Source organism: Pseudomonas sp. LBUM1676 (assembly GCF_059695605.1).
This window is the reverse complement of sequence record NZ_CP166777.1, coordinates 4,763,096-4,781,044: the sequence shown is the minus strand read 5'-3', so window position 1 is coordinate 4,781,044 and position 17,949 is coordinate 4,763,096. Positions and strand designations below refer to the sequence as shown.

Sequence of the window (17,949 nt, the reverse complement as noted above, 5' to 3'; positions counted from 1 at the left end):
CCAATGGCCGGACGCCATTTTTATCCAAGTACGTTGAGGTGATTACCATGATGAAGGGTGGCATGGCCGGCCTGATGAAGCAGGCGCAGCAGATGCAGGAAAAAATGGCCAAGATGCAGGAAGAACTGGCCAACGCCGAAGTCACCGGTAAAGCCGGCGGCGACATGGTTACCGTGGTCATGACCGGTCGTCACGACGTCAAGCGCGTGACCATCGACCCAAGCCTGGTCGAAGGCCTGAGCGAAGACGACAAGGAAATGCTGGAGGCTGTATTCGCCGCCGCCGTCAACGATGCCGTGCGCAAGATCGAAGCCAACAGCCAGGACAAAATGTCCGGCATGACCGCTGGCATGCAACTGCCACCGGGCATGAAACTGCCCTTCTGATCCACGCTGAACAAACGCAGCCCCCCTGTAGGAGCGCGCTTGCTCGCGAAGAACGTCAACGATAACGCGCTCATCTTGAATGAACCCGTTGTCATTGAAACCTTCGCGAGCAAGCCCGCTCCCACAGAAGGGCGTCGGGCATTATCTCTACGTCACAGCTTGATCAACACCGACTTCAACTCGGTGTAATGCTCGATCGCCGCATACCCCATTTCCCGCCCGACCCCCGACATCTTGTACCCGCCAAACGGCAGCGCCGGGTCCAGGGCGCTGTGGCAGTTGACCCACACCGAACCCGACTTGATCCGCGGAATCATCCGGTGCACCGCCGCCAGATCATTGGACCAGACACTCGCCCCCAAGCCATAGGGACTGTCATTGGCCATGCGCAATGCATCAGCCTCGTCATCGAACGGAATCGCCACCAGCACCGGACCAAAGATTTCTTCCTGCACCAGTGAGTGCTTCTGGTCGACATCGACAATCACCGTCGGTTTGACGAAGAACCCCGGCCCGAACTGCTCGCCACCACAGGCGATGGTCGCGCCACTTTCCCGGCCCATTTCGATGTAACGGTAAACCCGCTCCTGCTGGCGCGCCGAGATCAATGGCCCCATCTCGACGCTCGGATCCAGGCCGTTGCCGAGCTTCATCGCGTTGGCAATGTCGGCGATGTCCGCCACCACATTGTCGAAATGCTTGCGCTGCACATACAGCCTGGACCCGGCGCAGCACACTTGGCCCTGATTGAAGAAAATCGCGCTGGCCGCACCTGCCGCGGCGGACTTGAGGTCGGCATCGGCCATGACGATGGTCGGTGATTTACCGCCCAGTTCCAGGGTGACCCGGGTCATGGAGTCCATGGCGATCTTGCCGATCTGCTTGCCCACGGCGGTGGAGCCGGTGAAGGTCAGCTTGTCCACCAGCGGGTTGTGGGTCAACGCCGAGCCGGCCGTGATGCCAGTGCCGGTAACCACGTTGAACACGCCTTCGGGGTAACCGGCTTCCAGCACCAGTTCGGCCAGCTTGAGCGCGGTCAGCGGGGTTTCGTCGGCGGGCTTGAGGACCATGGTGCAACCGGTGGCCAGGGCCGGACCGAGTTTCCAGCAGGCCAATAGCAGCGGAAAGTTCCAGGCGACGATGGCGCCGACCACACCCACGGCTTCGCGACGGATGAAGCTGTGGAACTGGTCGTTGGGCATCAACGGCATCGACACTTCAACGCTGGAGCCTTCGATCTTGGTCGCCCACCCGGCCATGTAGCGCAGGAAGTCGATGGACAGCTGCACATCCATCACTTGGGCGACCGCTGCGCTCTTGCCGTTGTTCAGGCATTCCAGTTGCGCCAACAGTTCGGCATCACGCTCCATCAGGTCGGCGAGTTTCCACAGCAGGTTCTGCCGCTCCCGAGGCCGGGTGCGGGTCCAGGTTGAGTCGTCGAAAGCCTGGCGGGCGGCCAGTACTGCCCGGTCGACATCCTCAGGCGTGGCCCTTGGCACGACGCATAGCACTTCGCCGGTGGCGGGGTTGTGCAGGGGCATGGTCTGGCCGTCGGCGGCCTCGACCCAGTCACCGCCGATAAGCATGCGCGGGGCGCGCTGGATGAACGCCGAGGTGGCGGGAAGCAGATAAGGGAGCGACATGGCGAGGCCTCTTGTTGTTCGTGAGAACAGGGCTTTCGCAATGGCTGTGCCAAGTGCCCGTAACGGCGCGCCGACCCTTGACTGGCGGGTTTCGGCGCACGCAACGGCAGGCGCCAGGGGGATTTTTTTCGCAATTTGCGACAGCGGCTGAGACGACGAGCAACCCTGTTACAAACTTGAGACCTCCACCATTGAGGATTAAAATTTTCTGGCTCGGAGGATGAAATGACGGCCCGTTCATACGGCAACACTTCTGGCGCGGAGGAGGTAGTGATGTTCCTTTCAACCCTGGAAATTCAAAACATAATTGAGCACAGTTTTCTGCCCGCGGTATGCACGTGCAGAATGGAGGCAGACCAGTCCCTGACGATTCGGGTCTGTGATTGCATGACCGGCAAAGTGGATCTGGTGGCCACTCACGTTCCGCTGTGGACACTGGACAGTCCCCACGCCATCGCCTCGCTGGTGGCGGACATGCGGCAAGAGATCGAAGCTCACAAAAGTATCCAGCCTACCTATACCATTTGAAACGGCGTCAAGCCGCACCGTTGAGCGCGGTGCGGCTTGCGCCGATCATTCACGGGGAAACTTCCGGGAAATCTCGTCGAACGTGTCGCCATCCACGGCAACGAGCAGTTTTCTGTCGTCCTTGAGCGTTGCCAGGAAGGTGACTTCCGTGTCCTTGCCGGCCAACATGAAACCGGCAATCGCGCCGATGGGGCCCAGCAACATCGCGCCGGCCACGCCGAAGCCGATGGCATCCTTGATGTTGTTGATCGAATCCTCGTTGGCCACTTCCAGGCGCTTGAACGATGAGAGCGGCAGGGTAATGCCGGGCCACGGGTGAAGCGATGTCCTGAGGGTGAAAACGCCGTCTCTGTAATCTCCGTCACCCTGCAGAAAGTCCCCCGCCAGGACAGTGATGCTTGCCATTTCCTATCTCCTTGTCGGCAACTGGTGAATACCCATTTCGCGCCTGCGGGGGAAGCTCGTCAATCGTCGGGCGATGAACTGTCCGGGCTGCGACATCTATGCTTGTCTCAGACTGCAACACCTGTCGCGATATAAGACGCAGACCGACTCGATCAGGCGCTGCCTGCAGCCCTCAGCCTCACGTAACTGCTTGATAAAAAAGGTTATCCGCAAGCTGGCACGCTCCGTGTATTGCTCATTGCAGACGTTTCTCCAGCCTCCGTCCGCGGTTCGCCGCCGGCGGCAGAAACCATAAAAACGATAAGCCACAAAAATAAGAAAGCACCGTGCGAGGTTCGACGTTGATGAAGAGAACACTACGATCAGGCCTGAGCGCCAGTCTGCTGGCCATTGCGGCGTGTGTGGCGCTGCATTCGCCCTACAGCCTGGCAGCTCGCGACGCCCAGACCATCCTCAAGGAAACCTGTCAGGGCTGCCATACCCCCGAAGCCGACAACGCCCTGAGCCGCATCAGTCACCAGCGCAAAAGCCCGGAAGGCTGGCTGATGAGCATTGCCCGGATGCAGGTCATGCATGGTTTGCAGATCAGCGATGACGACCGTCGCACCCTGGTCAAATACCTGGCCGACACCCAGGGCCTGGCGCCCAGCGAAACGGACGGCGTGCGTTATGCGCTGGAGCGGCGGCTCAACACGGTCGAGAAGTTCGACGACCAGCTCAGCCAGATGTGCGGTCGCTGCCACTCGGGCGCACGGGTCGCCCTGCAAAGGCGCCCGGCTCAGGAATGGGAGCGCCTTGTGAATTTCCACCTCGGCCAATGGCCGTCCCTGGAATACCAGGCCCTGTCTCGCGATCGGGACTGGTTCGACCTGGCTCGCAAAGAAATGGTGCCGCTGCTGGCCAAGCGCTTTCCGCTGGACAACCCGGCCTGGAAAAAATGGCAGGCCGGCGCGCCGAAAGCCGAAACGCTCGCGGGTGACTGGAGCTTCAGCGGCCACTTGCCGGGCAAAGGCGAACTGGCCGGAGTGATGAGCGTCACCGCCGATACCGGCGACACCTTCAAGGTCAGCGTCAAAGGCCAATATGCCGACGGCAGCCCGTTCAACGGCGACGGCAGCGCGATTCTCTACACCGGCTACGAATGGCGCGGCAACGTGACCATCGACGGCGTGACTATGCGCCAGGTGTTCGCCGCCCAGGGCAATGCCCTGCAAGGCCGGATGTTCGAAGCCGAGCATGATGAACGCGGTCTGGACTTCGTCGCCGCCAAACAGGGCAGCAGTCGTTTGCTGGCGGTGCAGCCGGGTTATCTGAAGGCGGGCGGCGAAACTGAAGTCACCCTGATCGGCAGTGGTCTCACCGGGAAGCCGAACTTTGGCAAAGGTGTGGAAGTGGTCGAAGTACTCGAGCAAAGTCCGCAGCGTATGCGCGTCAAACTGAGGGCCGCCGCCAATGCCCAGCCAGGCCTGCGCAACGTCACCGTCGGCACGCTGAAAGGCCCGACCCTGTCGGTCTACAGCAAGATTGCCCACGTCAAAGTCGTTCCCGAATTCTCGGTGGCGCGAGTCGGTGATGGCGGTGGTTCAACGCCGAAAGTCCAGGGTAGGTTCGATGCCGAAGCCTGGGGCAAGGGCACCGATGGCAAGCCGTTCCGTATCGGCGTGTTCCCGGCGCAATGGTCGGTCGAAGCCTTCGACGATCGGGCCAGGGAAGATGAAGACGTCAAGTTTGCCGGCACCATGCAGGCTGACGCCGGCGTGTTCACACCGGGCGATGCCGGGCCGAACCCGCAACGCAAAATGTCCACCAACAATGCCGGCAACCTCAAGGTGATCGCCGCCGTCGACGACGCAGGGAAATCCCTGAAAGGCGAAGGCCAGATGATTGTCACCGTGCAACGCTGGAACAATCCACCCATTCCATGAGTTGGCCGATTCCATCGGTTTCCAGACACTTTTCGGAATGACCGCAAGCCCCGTCAAACGGGGTTTGCACAGGAGGTTTGCAATGGGCGCTATCTTGAATCTGGTCGAACGCAACCTGCACGAAGTGCACGTCGACGCCGACCGCATGCTGTTCCACATCCCCAGCAGTTCGCTGTTCGCCAGCGATGAGTTGACGGGCACCATCATCGACACCTTGCGCGGTCCCGGCTGTTCCTCGGAAGACCTGATCCAGCGCCTGGCTGCACGTTTCAACGGTGAAGAAATCACCGAGACCCTGCGCGAGCTGATGTCCCTGGAACTGGTCAGCGACGGCTCGCCGCTGACCCCGGACATCGGCACCAAACGGGTCGAGCGCACCGCGATCAATACCGTGGTGCTCAACGTCAACACCGGCTGCAACCTGAGCTGCACCTACTGCTACAAGGAAGACCTGGACAAGCCGTCGGCCGGCAAGAAAATGGACATCGATACGGCAGTGGCGTCGGTGGAAATGCTGCTGCGCGAATCCCCGGATGAAGAGCGCTTCACCGTGGTGTTTTTCGGCGGCGAGCCGCTGAGCAACCGCAAGCTGATCGAGTACATGGTCGATTACTGCGAGAAGCGTTTCCGCGAGGCCGGAAAGTTCGTCGAATTCGTCATGACCACCAACGCCACGCTGCTCACCGAAGAGACCGTGGACTACCTGAACGCCCACCGCTTCGGGCTCTCGGTGAGTATCGACGGGCCAAAAACCGTGCACGACCGCAACCGCATCACCGTGGGCGGGCAGGGCACTTATGACGTGGTACGGCGCAAGGCCGAGATGCTGCTATCGCGTTACAACAGCCGTCCGGTCGGCGCCCGAGTAACCCTGACCACCGGGGTCACCGACGTCGAAACCATCTGGGATCACCTGTTCAACGAACTGGGGTTTGCCGAAGTCGGCTTTGCCCCGGTGACCTCCGGCGATATCAGCACCTTCAATCTGTCCAGCGACGAGTTGATCGAGGTCTTCGCCAACATGAAGAAACTCGGCCGACGTTATCTGGAAGCAGCGCTTGAGCACCGCAACATCGGCTTCTCAAACCTGCACCAGTTGATCACCGACATCCACGAAGGCCACAAGAAAGCTTTGCCGTGCGGCGCGGGCCTGAAGATGCTGGCGGTGGACCACAAGGGCGAACTGAACCTGTGCCATCGCTTTACCGGTTCATCGCTGCCGACCTTCGGCAACGTGCACAGCGGGGTGAAACAGGTCGAGTTGAACGACTTCCTGTCCCAGCGCCTCGACCGCAGCAACACCGGCTGCGAAGACTGCCAGATCCGCAACCTGTGCTCCGGCGGCTGCTACCACGAGAGTTACGCCCGCTACGGCGACCCGACCCACCCAACCTATCACTACTGCGAACTGATGCGTGACTGGGTCGACTTCGGCATCGAGGTCTACACCCGGATCATGGCCCACAACCCTGCGTTTATCAGCAGCTACATCACTCCGCGCAAGGCTCACTGATATGAAACATCTCAAGGCAATCAATAACAAAGCGCTGAAACTCGATGAGGCCGCGGCCGAAAACCGCATCGAAGAAGTGGTGGCGATGAGCTCCGTCGCCGGCTGCGCCTCCACCACCGACCCGGGCTGGGAGATCGACGCCTTTGGCGGTGTGTCGTCGCTGTGCCAGCCGATGGAAGCCGATCTGTATGGCTGTTCCGACCCTTGCTGGTGGCCGGCCCAGGTGCCCGACATGATGAGCACTTACCCGGACTGGAACAAGGATGCTCAGGCGTCCAACGACAACTGGCGCAACCTTGGCACTGTCTTCCCTAAAGACAAGTGACCGGACAGAGAAGAAGGATTCCAGCATGCCTAGCATCAACGCCTGCGGCCTGGCCGCTTTCGCCGTCCTGAGCGCCTGTTCGCTCAACGTTCTGGCCGATGAAAACACTGCGCTCGAAACTGGTCACGAGTACATGGTGACCACCAATTACCCGAACAACCTGCACGTCATCGACTTGGCCACGGACACTCTGTTCAAGACCTGCAAGATGCCGGACGCTTTCGGTCCCGGCAGCGTGCAGATGTCACCGGATCGCAAGACCGCCTACGTGCTGAACAATCACTACGCGGATGTCTACGGCGTCGAACTCGACAGCTGCAAGCAAGTGTTCCACGCCAGCATCACCCAGAAGCCGGGGGAGAAAGCGAAGTCCATGTTCGCCTTCACCCTCAGCCATGACGGCAAGGAACTGTTCGCCATTGCCAATCCGACGCTGATGCTCAATGACCGTTACGAAGTGCAGCAGCCTCGCCTGGATGTCTACGCCACCGACGCCGGCCTGGACGCCAAGCCGGTACGCAGTTTCCCGGCACCCCGGCAGCTGACCATCATGCAGAGTGGCGACGATGGCACGCTGTATGTGGCCGGGGCGGACATCTACAAGGTCGATGTCAAAACCGGCAAGTTCGACGTGCTGATTCCCAGCCGCCACTGGAAACGCCCCAACTACAGCGCGCCGGATGTGCTTTACGTGTGGAACCAGCAGACGTATCGGCATGATTTCTCGCTGCTGTATACCGCTGCGAAGTTCAAGGACAAGAAGCAGGACCCGGCCACCGCCGAGTATCTCTATGGGCTGTTCAGCGTCGACCTGAAAACCGGCAAGACCGAAACCACCGACTTCGGCCCGCTGACGGAAATCTACTTCAGCGGCATGCGCTCACCCAAGGACCCGAACCTGATGTTCGGCGTACTCAACCGTCTGGCCAAGTACGACATCAAGCAGAAGAAAATGCTCCAGGCAGCGACGCTGGATCACTCCTACTACTGCATTTCCTTCAACAAGGACGGGAGCAAGATCTACCTGGCCGGGACCTTTAACGATGTGGCGATCTTTGATCCCGAGACCATGAAGCAGATTGGCACTATCAAATTGCCGGGTGGGGATATGGCGATCACCACCGCGCAGGTATTTGTTCGGTAATTGCGGCGTCTGAGCTCACGCCTTCGCGAGCAAGTCGAATCGTCGCACCGCCGCTCCCACATTGGATTTTCGATGAACACAATTTTTGTGTACGACCGAAAACCCCTGTGGGAGCGAGCCTGCTCGCGAAGAGGCCCTCAAGAACACCGAAAAATCAGGCCCCAGGCACCGGACAACTCAAATCCCCCTCCTGACACTTCAAGTAATTCTTGAATGTCTCCACCCGCGCCTTGGTCAGGTCAGTAATGCAATTGCTGTAAATCAGCGGATAAACACTGCCGCCTTCCACCGCCGAGGCGGAAAACTTGCACTCGGCATCCCGAAACGCAATCCACGACCGCTGGGTGCTGACCAACAGCTTCTTGCTGTCGGGGTTGCTCTTCAATCGCGTGGTCATCTGCTGGTACAGCGCATTCAACTCCTTGTCCGCCGCCTTGTGCTGCTGCGCCGCACACTGACTCATGGTGGCCTGATCCGTAGCGTTGTCGCAGTCAACGGCCTGGGCAAGGGTAGTGAACAGCAAAGGCGTCAACGCAAGAAGAACGCGTGGGTACATGGAGATTCTCGCTATGAGAGGGAAATTGAGCTGCAGTGTAGCGAACAGGCTGGTCAACCCGTAATGAAGTCTGGCAGCACCGCTGCACAGCGGCGCGGTCGCTGACATTCGTCCTCAGCCAGAACTTACCGCCGCAAATACAGCCGAATATTACAGACAGGGTTGATTGCTCAGCCCGATTGATACAACTTAGGGTTGGTCTTGTGGTCTTACAGGCCTACTGTTCAGTACAGGAGGTGACTTATGAATCCAGCATCAGATCGCATCGAAAGGAAGATCCTGCTCAAATCGCCGCGTTCGCACGTGTGGCGTGTGCTGGCCAATGCCGAAGCGTTCGGGCAGTGGTTTGGCGTGGCGCTGGAAGGTAAGCGTTTTGTCGCCGGCGAGTGGACCCAGGGGCAGATTACCTACCCCGGTTATGAACACTTGCTGTGGAATGTATTGGTGGAACGGGTCGAGCCGGAGCGGGTGTTTTCGTTTCGCTGGCACCCGTATGCCGTGGAGCCGGAAGTCGATTACTCCCAGGAGCCCACCACACTGGTGAAGTTTGAACTCGAGGATATGGATGAGGGCACCTTGCTCAAGGTCACCGAGTCGGGGTTTGACCACATACCGCAAGCCCGCAGGCTCAAGGCATTCCGCATGGATAGCCGTGGCTGGGACGAGCAGATGAGCAATATCGAGGAATTCCTGAAAACCACCGCCAGGGCGCGCGAACCTCAGGGAGAGTGATCGCCGCATGTTCGAGCCGTGGTTGAAACGCTGGGCGCTGGTGCCGGACGGTGCGCCGATCATCACGCCTGGCAGTCGTTTGCTGCCGGTGCGCATGGATGCCGTACCCGCGATGTTGAAGATTGCCGTCGATGCTGAAGAACAGTTCGGCAACCTGTTGATGACATGGTGGGGCGGCGAAGGCGCTGCCCGCGTTTATGCCCATGAGGGTGACGGGGTGTCCTCGCCACCGCCGAAGCCTTGCTGGCCGACCCCCAAGACGTCTTGGTGTTGCATGGCGATATGCATCACGACAATGTTCTGGATTTCGGTGCGCGGGGCTGGCTGGCCATCGATCCCAAACGGGTAATCGGCGAGCGCGGATTCGATTACGCCAACCTGATCTGCAATCCCGAATTGCCCACGGCGTCCGATCCGCAGCGTATGCGCCGGCAGGTCGAGGTGGTGGCCGTTGCGGCCGGACTCGAGCGTGGACGGTTGCTGCAGTGGGTGCTGGCGTTTGCCGGATTATCGGCGTCCTGGTTTCTGGAAGATGACGATGCCCTGGCTGCCGAAGGTCAGCTGCAGGTCGCGAAACTCGCGGCTTGCATGCTCGCTACCAGCGGAGTCGAGGGGTATCCGAAGGGATTGGTATAGCGAATGTCTTACACGCAATAGTAACAATGTCGCCTGTTACAGATTGGATCCGAAGCGTAATCTAGCCTCATCAACTGAAGCACAGGAAGCGCTTCAGGATCACGGATGATCGACCATAGGCAAGGACTCGCCGGCGACAGGGAGTCGACAATGGTCTTGGGAAAACCCGCTTCGGCGGGTTTTTTTTCGTCTTCTTGTAGGAGCGAGGCTTGCCCGCGAAGAACGATAACGCGGTCCCACTGATACACCGCGTTGCCTGCTTCGCGAGCAGGCTCGCTCCCACATGTCCGCGTACAGGTTTGGGTCGTTAATGGTCAATCGCTTACACCAGAGCGCTGGTATCTCCTCTGTTTATGTTTCACCAAGGCGCTTATTCTGGATCCATCAACTGAGTAGCGGGATGCACTCAGGATCACGGATGATCGACCATAGGCCTGGATGGCCGCAGACAGGATGTCGTCATGGTCTTGAGAAACCCGCTTCGGCGGGTTTTTTTGTGGGTGATGGAAAGTCCTCGGTGCATCACCCTGGCCCAACAGCGCCGACAGCCATGACTGACTGCCGGCCGGCCAGAATGGATCAGCGTGCCGACACCTGATCGAGCTTCGCCGCTGCTCGCGCAGTGATTTCGGAGCGTAATTTCAACGACCCGGCCGCACGTTGCCGGGCTTGCTCCAGCACGCCTCCCGGAGCGGTTTGCGGACTGCCCGAAGCAAACGGCGGCGCCGGAGCGTATTCCAGCTGCAGTTGCACCAGCTGCGCCGTGTCCTTACCGAACAACTCAGCCGCCAGGGTCAGGGCAAAATCGATCCCCGCGGTGATCCCGCCACCGGTCAGCAGGTTGCCGTCGCGCACCACCCGGTCGTTCACGGCGATGGCGCCCAGTGGCTTGAGCAATTCGTGATAGGCCCAGTGTGTGGTGGCCCGCTTGCCCTTGAGCAGACCCGCGGCGCCGAGCACCAGTGCGCCGGTACACACCGACGTGACATAACGCGCACTGGCCGCCTGAGTCCTGATGAACGCCAGGGTTTCGTCATCCTCCATCAACGGTCCGACACCACTGCCACCGGGAATGCAGATCACATCCAGTGCCGGGCAATCGTCGAAGGTCACGGTCGGCTTCAGCACCAGGCCGGTGCTCGCGGTGACCGGCACCAGGTCCTTCCAGATCAAATGCACCTTCACGTCCGGCAGCGAGGCCAGCACGTCGTAAGGGCCGGTCAGGTCCAGTTGCTGAAGCTGGGGGAACAACAGAAAACCGATCTGCAAGGTCATGGTGTTTTTCTCATGAGGTGGGTGGACGGCTTCACTCTAGGCTCGTAGGATTTGGCGCATACGCCAATAACCCCACAAATTACGCCAAACATGCCTAAAGCCATTCATGTGCTTGCCTTCGCCAACGTGCAGCTGCTCGATGTGACCGGGCCGTTGCAGGTGTTCGCTTCGGCCAACGACATTGCCCGCCAGAAAGGAATGGCGCCGCCCTATGCGCCGACGGTCATTGCCCGTGATGGCGGGGCGGTAATGTCGTCGGCGGGATTGGCGTTGCTGGCCGGACCCTTGCCCGAGGAGGGCAGTGACACCTTGATCATCGCCGGTGGCTGGGGTGTGTACGCGGCGGCGCAAGATACGTCGCTGGTGGCGTGGGTGCGTGAGCATGCGAAAGGATGTCGGCGCGTGTCATCGGTGTGTACCGGGGCGTTTTTGCTGGCAGCCAGCGGCTGGCTCGATGGCCGGCGGGTGGTGACCCACTGGACCCGCTGCGAGCAGTTGGCGCAGCAACATCCACGCCTGCGGGTCGAACCCAATCCGATCTTCATTAACGACGGTCCGGTATGGACCTCGGCCGGCGTCACTGCCGGTATCGACCTGGCACTGGCCATGGTCGAGCAAGACCTGGGCCGCACCATGGCGCTGGAAGTCGCCCGGCAACTGGTGGTATTCCTCAAGCGTCCGGGCGGCCAGTCACAGTTCAGCGTGACCTTGTCCCTGCAAAAGCAAGGCAGCCGTTTCGACGACCTTCACGCCTGGATCAGCGAAAACCTCACCATGGACCTCGGCATCCCGACCCTGGCCCTGCAAGCTGGCATGAGCGAGCGCAGCTTCGTGCGCCACTACCGCGCCGACACCGGCCAGACCCCGGCGCGGGCCATCGAACTGATCCGGGTCGAGACCGCCCGACGATTGCTCAGCGACACCGGCGTGCCGGTCAAACGGGTGGCGGTGCAGTGCGGGTTCGGCAGCGAAGAAACGCTTCGGCGCAGTTTTCTGCGAGTCATGGGGGTGACCCCGCAGGCCTATCGCGAGCGGTTTTGCGTCAGTGCTCAAGCAGATCCAGTAATGCCTTGATCGTCGCTTCGGGCGCTTCTTCGGGAATGTCGTGCCCGACGCCCGCCAGCACTCGCCGCTCGTAGCGTCCGGTGAAGTGCTCGGCATCGTCATCGACTTCAGGTGCAGGGCCTACGCCATCGTCGGCACCACACAGGGAAATCGTCGGGACGCTGATCGGTGGTTGTCTGGTCAGTGCTTCTTCCATCCACTCCAGTGCCGGATCGCCGGGGGCGTACATGAAGCGGTGGCGGTAAGAGTGAATCACTACCTCGACGAAATCCGGGTTATCGAAGGCCGGAGCGCTTAGTGGGTACAACTCGGGACCTTTTTTCCAGGTCGGTGACCACAATGTCCAGAGTAATCCACACAGGGCTCGGCGATTTTCAGTCAGGCCTTCAATGCCGCGAGGTGTGTGGAAGTAGTACTGGTACCACAGGCGATGTTCGGTTTCCGGGTCCCGCGGTCGGGTCGAGTTGGGAATGTCCTGAAGGTTATAGCCGTCCCCTGTGACCAGGCAGCGAACCCGCTCGGGCCATAACGCCGCTACGATACACGCTGCCCGACCGCCCCAGTCGTAGCCGCAGAGGGCGGCTTGCTTGATGCCCAGGGCGTCCATCAAATCCAGAAGATCCTGGGCGAGGGCGGCTTGTTGCCCGGAGCGCGGGGTGTCGGGGCTGTTGAAACGGGTCGGGCCATAACCACGCAAGTACGGGACAATGACGTGGTAACCCTTCTCGGCGAGCACCGGGGCGATTTCGTCGTAGGCGCGAGGGGAGTAGGGGAAGCCGTGGAGCAGGATGATCGGGTCGCCGGTGATGGGGCCGTGTTCTTCATAGGCGAGGTCAAGGTGGGGTGTTCGGGTAATCGTGATTGCATAGCCAGTCATGACAAGCTCCAGATTATTTGAGCATTCTGAATCGCCCGAGGTGGCCGTAATCATCGCAAGCAGGATGTAGTCGTATTGCCGTTACAAAGGCTCGGGCGTACCACTCAGTGTCAGCACGCCAATCTGGCACATGAAGCAATACAGACACGATCGGATTACCAGCCACAGCTGGGGACTCCTCTATGAACCTCAGGCTTCGGCTTCCGCCAACTGATTGAAATACTTCGACCGATCCGGCGTAAAGGTCACCACCATTTTGGTCCGGGAACAGGTCAACGCCCGTTCTTCACTCAGATCAATATCCAGATCCTCCCCACGCAACCCCTGCCATTGGGCGAGGTACTTGAGGGATCCGTATTTTTCGAGTTTTTTCAGGCTACGGCTGACGCCCCCTTTCCAGCCCAGCACCGGCAGTTCATCGGCGAGGCATCGTTGGGCGAGTTCGGGGAAGCGGACGGCGCGTTGGCGGCCGACTTCCCAGCATTTGATCAGGCCTTTGTCGGGGGCTTCCCACAGTTCATTCCGGTTCAGGCCTGAGCGGAGTGGGGTGTCGATGCTGCGGTGGATGCGCCGGGTCATTCTGGTTCCTTGAATTCGGGTTTTGTTGGACAGCTCCGCTGTGCCCGTTGAGGGTCGATGTTAGGGGGGGATGTAGCGGCTGGCAACAGGGTATTTCGGGTACTGAATGTGGATGTTGTTTATAAAATGTAGGACTTGGTCTTACACAAAATCTGTGGCGAGGGAGCTTGCTCCCGTTCGGCTGCGAAGCAGTCGTAAACCCTGCACCGCGTTTTACCTGGCGCACCGGGTCGGCTGGTTTCAGGGGCTGCTTCGCAGCCCAGCGGGAGCAAGCTCCCGCGCCACAGGGGGCGATGCGGTCTCAGGGCTGCCAGTAATTCTTCTCCCCGCTCAATTTCCGATCCAGAAAACACGCCGCGCTGATCAGTGCCAGATGCGTCAGCGCTTGCGGGGTGTTGCCCAGGTGCCGGGCATGGCTGTCGAATTCTTCAGCATACAACCCGAGCGGATTGGCAAAGCGCAGCAGTTGTTCAAATTCCAGATGGGCCTTCTCCACCTGACCGGCCCGGGCCAGGCATTCGACGTACCAGAACGAGCAGGCGGCAAAGGCGCCTTCGGTACCGGCGAGGCCATCGATCCCGCTGTCTTCGTTGCGGTAGCGGTAGACCATGCCGTCGCGCACCAGGGTTTTTTCGATGGCGTTGAGGGTCGAGAGCCAGCGCGGATCCTTGGCGCTGACGAAGCGCACCAGCGGCATCAACAGCATCGAACCGTCGAGTGCGGTGCCACCGATGTGCTGGACGAAATGCCCTCGTTCCTCGTTCCAGAAATTTTCCCAGATGTCGGCGTAGATCGCCTGCCGGGTCTGGTCCCAGCGGGCGAACGGGGCTGGCAACGAGCGTTTGGATGCGAGGCGAATGGCGCGGTCCAGCGCTACCCAGCACATCAGTCGCGAGTGCAGGAAATGATGTTGTTCGCCACGCATTTCCCAGATGCCGACATCCTTTTGCTCCCAGGTCACGCAGACTTGATCGACCACTTCCACGGCGTGTTTCCAGCCTTCGTGGGAGATGGCGTCGCCGTATTTGTTGACCAGGTACACCGCGTCCATCAGTTCGCCAAAGATGTCGAGCTGGATCTGGTCGTAAGCCTGATTACCAATGCGCACCGGCACCGCGCCGCCATGGCCGGACAGGTGCGGCAGCTCGGTTTCCGGCAACTCCTGGCGACCGTCGATGGCGTAGAGGATGTTGATTTTCATTGGCTTGCCCTGGCAATCGCTGACCCGCCCACGCAACCAGCGCATGTAGTCGTTGGCTTCCTGGACGTATCCCAGGCGCATGAAGGCGTAGACGGTGAATGACGCATCGCGGATCCAGGTGTAGCGGTAATCCCAGTTGCGTTCGCCGCCAGGCGTTTCCGGCAGACCGAAGGTGGCGGCCGCGAGGATTGCGCCGTGTTTGCGCGAAGTCAGCAGCTTCAGGGCCAGGGCCGAGCGATTGACCATTTCCCGCCAGCGCCCCCGATAACTGGATTGGCCGGACCAGTCGCGCCAGTACTTGAGGGTGCGCTCCAGGCACAACGTGGCGCCTCCTTCCTTGAAGCGCGGATCGTCGATGCCGCCGAGCAGGAACTCGGCACTCTGGTCCTGTTCGAGGGTGAATTCGGCGACCGCCGCATTGCCATCGATGCGTAACGGCTGATCCGAAGACAGACGCAGGGATGGCTGGTCGGCGGCCTCGAAGGTCACGTGTTTGTCATCCATGCGCGCGCGGGTCCTGGCGCGTGCGTAGTCGTGCCGCACGGCGCAACGCATATGAAGGGTGACTTGGCCACTGACTACCCGCACCCGTCGCATCAACACCGGCAGATCATCTTCGCTGTCGCCGATCGGCAGCAGGTCGGTGACTTCCACCACTGCGCGGTCGCTGAGCCAGCGGGTTTGCAGCACGTTGGTTTCCGGCAGGTAAATCTGTTCGCGACGGGCATCGGGCAAGTCCGGCGCCAGTTGGAAAATGCCGGCTTCTGGAGTGTCCAGCAGCGAGCAGAAGATCGACGGGCTGTCGAACTCCGGCCAGCAGAAAAAGTCCACGCTGCCCTTGTCGTTGACCAGCGCCGCGCTGCGCATGTCGCCGATGATGCCGTGGGCGTTGATGGCGCTTTGTCGCTCAAGAGGATGTTCAGCCATTGCCGCGAAACTCCGGATAGAGGCTCATGCCACCGTCGATGAACAGGGTGGTGCCGACGATATAGTCGGAGGCATCGCAGGCGAGAAACACCACCGCGTTGGCGATGTCCTCGACCTCGCCGACCCGCCCGTAGGGGATGAGTTTGAGCAGTTCCTGCTCGGCGGCACCTTTCGTTTCGCGACGGTTGATCGCCGTGCGAATCGCCCCCGGCGCGATGCCGTTGATGCGGATCCGCTGGTGGCTGACTTCCTGAGCGAGGGTTTGCATCAGCATGTCGACGCCGCCCTTGGACGCGCTGTAATTGACGTGGCCGGCCCAGGGAATTCGCTGGTGCACCGAACTCATGTGGATGATCTTGCCGGCGGCCCGGGACACACCTTCGCGGATGCCTTGATGATTGAAAATCCGCAGCGCGGCACGGGCACAGAGGAACTGCCCGGTGAGGTTGACGCCGATTACCTGATTCCAGTCGTCGAGGGTCATGTCCACAGTAGCGGCGTCTTTCTGCATCCCGGAATTAGCCACCAGGATATCCAGGTAACCGAAGGCATCGAGCGTTTGCGCAAACAGCCGCTCGACGTCTTTTTCTTTGGAAACGTCGGCGCCAATGGCGATGGCGCGACCGCCTTCATTGTTGATCTGCCGGGCCAGTTCTTCGGCAGGTTCGGCCTGGGAATGGTAGTTGATCACCACGGCGGCACCGGCAGCGGCCAACGCTTTGGCAGCAGCGGCGCCGATGCCGGAGCTGGCGCCGGTGATCAGGGCGATTTGTCGGTCGAGGGATAGATGCATGAACCTTAGCGCCTTGAGTTGAGGGCCTAAGTAGCTGACTGGTTTGAGCGGCAGAGAGTTCATTTACCCGAATTCAACGGTGTCTGTACGGGTCCGATGGGGAATTAACATTCAACCAACAATTACCTGCTTTCCCCGTGATCAGCCATATGGCAACTTGCAGGCCCTTGTTGAGACCTGCACCCCATGGCCAACCCCTACCGCGAGCTATTCAAAGCCCCAGGCGCCCGAGCTTTTGTGCTGGCGGGCATGATCGCGCGCATGCCCATCTCCATGACCGGCATCGGCCTGATCACCATGCTCTCGCAACTGCAAGGCGGGTACGGATTGGCGGGTGCGGTGGCCGCCACCTTTGCCTTGGCCACGGCATTTTGCGCACCGCAGGTTTCACGCCTGGTGGACCGTTTCGGTCAGCGCCGCATTTTGCCGATCTCGGCGCTGATCGGCGGCGGGGCGCTGTTGCTGGTGTTGCTTTGCACCCGCCTGCAGGCGCCGAACTGGACCTTGTTCCTGTTCGCCGCGCTGGCCGGTTGCATGCCGAGCATGTCGGCGATGGTGCGGGCGCGCTGGACCGAGGTGTATCGCGGGCAACCTCAGCTGCAAACCGCCTATGCCCTGGAGTCGGTGCTCGACGAAGTCTGCTTCATCGTCGGGCCGCCGTTGTCGGTGGGGCTGTGCGTGGTGGCGTTTCCCGAGGCCGGGCCCTTGGCGGCGTTGCTGATGCTGGCGATCGGGGTCAGCGCGTTTGTGTTGCAACGGGACACCGAGCCGCCCGTGCATCCCCATGAAGAACATCATCAAGGTTCGATCATCCGTACCAGCGAGATTCAATGGCTGGTGCTGTTGATGGTCGCCATGGGTACCATCGTCGGCGTCATCGATGTGGTCAGCGTCGCTTTCGCCCAGCAACAGGGCCAACCGGCGGCGGCGAGCATTGTGTTGTCGGTGTATGCGATCGGCTCGTGCCTGGCGGGATTGGCGTTCGGCGCGTTGCGTTCGAAGGTGCCGTTGCCTCGGTTGTTTCTGTACGGCGGGGTGGCGACGGCGGTGACCACGTTGCCGCTGCTGCTGGCGGTGAATATTCTCGGGTTGTCGCTGGCGGTATTCGTCGCCGGGCTGTTTTTCGCGCCGACCCTGATCGTGGCGATGGCCCTGGTGGAGCAAATCGTGCCGCCGGCCAAGCTCACCGAAGGCCTGACCTGGCTGGTGACCGGGTTGAGTATCGGCGTGGCGATGGGTGCGGCCAGTTCGGGGTGGTTGATAGATGCCTTTGGCGCCCGCAGCGGGTTTTGGGTGGCGATTGCGGCGGGCGCCGTGGTCCTCGGTTCCGCAGTCCAAAGCTTCCGCCACTTGAAATAGAGACCAACTGTGGGAGCAAGCCCGCTCCCACATTCAGATCTTCGACTAATTCAGGACCTGCCTCATCCGTTCTCCTATAC

General features: G+C 60.6%; 17 protein-coding genes and 1 pseudogene. 10 read left to right on the top strand and 8 right to left on the bottom strand.

The genetic code is table 11. From position 1 onward, the window contains the following. Positions 1-47 precede the first annotated feature (47 nt). Positions 48-386: a YbaB/EbfC family nucleoid-associated protein gene (locus ACA041_RS22035; RefSeq protein WP_008028561.1), complete on the top strand. Its 339-nt coding sequence runs from the start codon at positions 48-50 to the stop codon at positions 384-386. A gap of 152 nt (positions 387-538) precedes the next feature. Here ACA041_RS22035 and ACA041_RS22030 read toward each other — a convergent pair whose 3' ends face one another. Beyond that, complete coding sequence (locus ACA041_RS22030) at positions 539-2,029, bottom strand: aldehyde dehydrogenase family protein (protein WP_497437600.1); 1,491 nt, start codon at positions 2,027-2,029, stop codon at positions 539-541. A gap of 273 nt (positions 2,030-2,302) precedes the next feature. Here ACA041_RS22030 and ACA041_RS22025 point away from each other — a divergent pair, with 273 nt between their 5' ends. Further along, the gene (locus tag ACA041_RS22025; RefSeq protein WP_497442146.1) at positions 2,303-2,557 is read left to right on the top strand and encodes a DUF1652 domain-containing protein; all 255 of its coding nucleotides are present in this window, start codon (positions 2,303-2,305) and stop codon (positions 2,555-2,557) included. A gap of 45 nt (positions 2,558-2,602) precedes the next feature. Here ACA041_RS22025 and ACA041_RS22020 read toward each other — a convergent pair whose 3' ends face one another. Beyond that, entirely contained in the window at positions 2,603-2,962 is a 360-nt protein-coding gene (locus ACA041_RS22020; RefSeq protein WP_497437597.1) for a hypothetical protein, read from the bottom strand. A 344-nt stretch (positions 2,963-3,306) separates the two neighbouring features. On the opposite strand from ACA041_RS22020, the gene peaA reads away from it, so the two are divergent. From peaA to peaD, 4 genes are all read left to right on the top strand, one after another. Next, positions 3,307-4,887: a quinohemoprotein amine dehydrogenase subunit alpha gene (gene peaA / locus ACA041_RS22015; RefSeq protein WP_497437593.1), complete on the top strand. Its 1,581-nt coding sequence runs from the start codon at positions 3,307-3,309 to the stop codon at positions 4,885-4,887. A gap of 82 nt (positions 4,888-4,969) precedes the next feature. Beyond that, positions 4,970-6,400, top strand: a complete 1,431-nt coding sequence (gene peaB / locus ACA041_RS22010; protein ID WP_497437591.1) for a quinohemoprotein amine dehydrogenase maturation protein — start codon at positions 4,970-4,972, stop codon at positions 6,398-6,400. Position 6,401: 1 nt separating this feature from the next. Continuing rightward, the gene (qhpC, locus tag ACA041_RS22005; RefSeq protein ID WP_008027961.1) at positions 6,402-6,725 is read left to right on the top strand and encodes a quinohemoprotein amine dehydrogenase subunit gamma; all 324 of its coding nucleotides are present in this window, start codon (positions 6,402-6,404) and stop codon (positions 6,723-6,725) included. 25 nt (positions 6,726-6,750) lie between these two features. Next, complete coding sequence (gene peaD / locus ACA041_RS22000; protein WP_497437588.1) at positions 6,751-7,869, top strand: quinohemoprotein amine dehydrogenase subunit beta; 1,119 nt, start codon at positions 6,751-6,753, stop codon at positions 7,867-7,869. Positions 7,870-8,023: 154 nt separating this feature from the next. On the opposite strand, the gene ACA041_RS21995 is transcribed toward peaD, so the two are convergent. Then, positions 8,024-8,425, bottom strand: a complete 402-nt coding sequence (locus ACA041_RS21995) for a lysozyme inhibitor LprI family protein (RefSeq protein ID WP_497437583.1) — start codon at positions 8,423-8,425, stop codon at positions 8,024-8,026. Between the two features lie 243 nt (positions 8,426-8,668). Between ACA041_RS21995 and ACA041_RS21990 the strand changes: the two genes are divergently transcribed. After that, complete coding sequence (locus ACA041_RS21990; protein ID WP_497437580.1) at positions 8,669-9,157, top strand: SRPBCC family protein; 489 nt, start codon at positions 8,669-8,671, stop codon at positions 9,155-9,157. Between the two features lie 7 nt (positions 9,158-9,164). Continuing rightward, positions 9,165-9,793 (top strand): annotated as a pseudogene (locus ACA041_RS21985) (aminoglycoside phosphotransferase family protein). Between the two features lie 579 nt (positions 9,794-10,372). Here ACA041_RS21985 and inhA read toward each other — a convergent pair. Further along, positions 10,373-11,068, bottom strand: a complete 696-nt coding sequence (gene inhA / locus ACA041_RS21980; protein WP_497437576.1) for an isonitrile hydratase — start codon at positions 11,066-11,068, stop codon at positions 10,373-10,375. Between the two features lie 90 nt (positions 11,069-11,158). On the opposite strand from inhA, the gene ACA041_RS21975 reads away from it, so the two are divergent. Beyond that, the gene (locus ACA041_RS21975; RefSeq protein ID WP_497437572.1) at positions 11,159-12,142 is read left to right on the top strand and encodes a GlxA family transcriptional regulator; all 984 of its coding nucleotides are present in this window, start codon (positions 11,159-11,161) and stop codon (positions 12,140-12,142) included. Here ACA041_RS21975 and ACA041_RS21970 read toward each other — a convergent pair. From ACA041_RS21970 to ACA041_RS21955, 4 genes are all read right to left on the bottom strand, one after another. After that, positions 12,111-13,010 carry an alpha/beta fold hydrolase gene (locus ACA041_RS21970; protein WP_497437568.1) on the bottom strand — a complete coding sequence of 300 codons (900 nt, stop codon included), beginning with the start codon at positions 13,008-13,010 and terminating at the stop codon, positions 12,111-12,113. The two genes, ACA041_RS21975 and ACA041_RS21970, sit on opposite strands and share 32 nt — an antisense overlap. Positions 13,011-13,199: 189 nt before the next feature. Beyond that, positions 13,200-13,589: a hypothetical protein gene (locus ACA041_RS21965; RefSeq protein ID WP_497437566.1), complete on the bottom strand. Its 390-nt coding sequence runs from the start codon at positions 13,587-13,589 to the stop codon at positions 13,200-13,202. Positions 13,590-13,890: 301 nt separating this feature from the next. Next, entirely contained in the window at positions 13,891-15,717 is a 1,827-nt protein-coding gene (locus tag ACA041_RS21960) for a glycoside hydrolase family 15 protein (RefSeq protein WP_497437560.1), read from the bottom strand. Continuing rightward, positions 15,710-16,510 (bottom strand): glucose 1-dehydrogenase, encoded by an 801-nt coding sequence (locus ACA041_RS21955; RefSeq protein ID WP_497437555.1) that lies wholly within the window; start codon positions 16,508-16,510, stop codon positions 15,710-15,712. The genes ACA041_RS21960 and ACA041_RS21955 overlap by 8 nt, the downstream gene beginning before the upstream one ends. A gap of 186 nt (positions 16,511-16,696) precedes the next feature. Between ACA041_RS21955 and ACA041_RS21950 the strand changes: the two genes are divergently transcribed. Next, positions 16,697-17,869, top strand: coding sequence for an MFS transporter (locus tag ACA041_RS21950; protein WP_497437551.1), 1,173 nt, complete (start codon positions 16,697-16,699; stop codon positions 17,867-17,869). Positions 17,870-17,949: the final 80 nt, after the last annotated feature.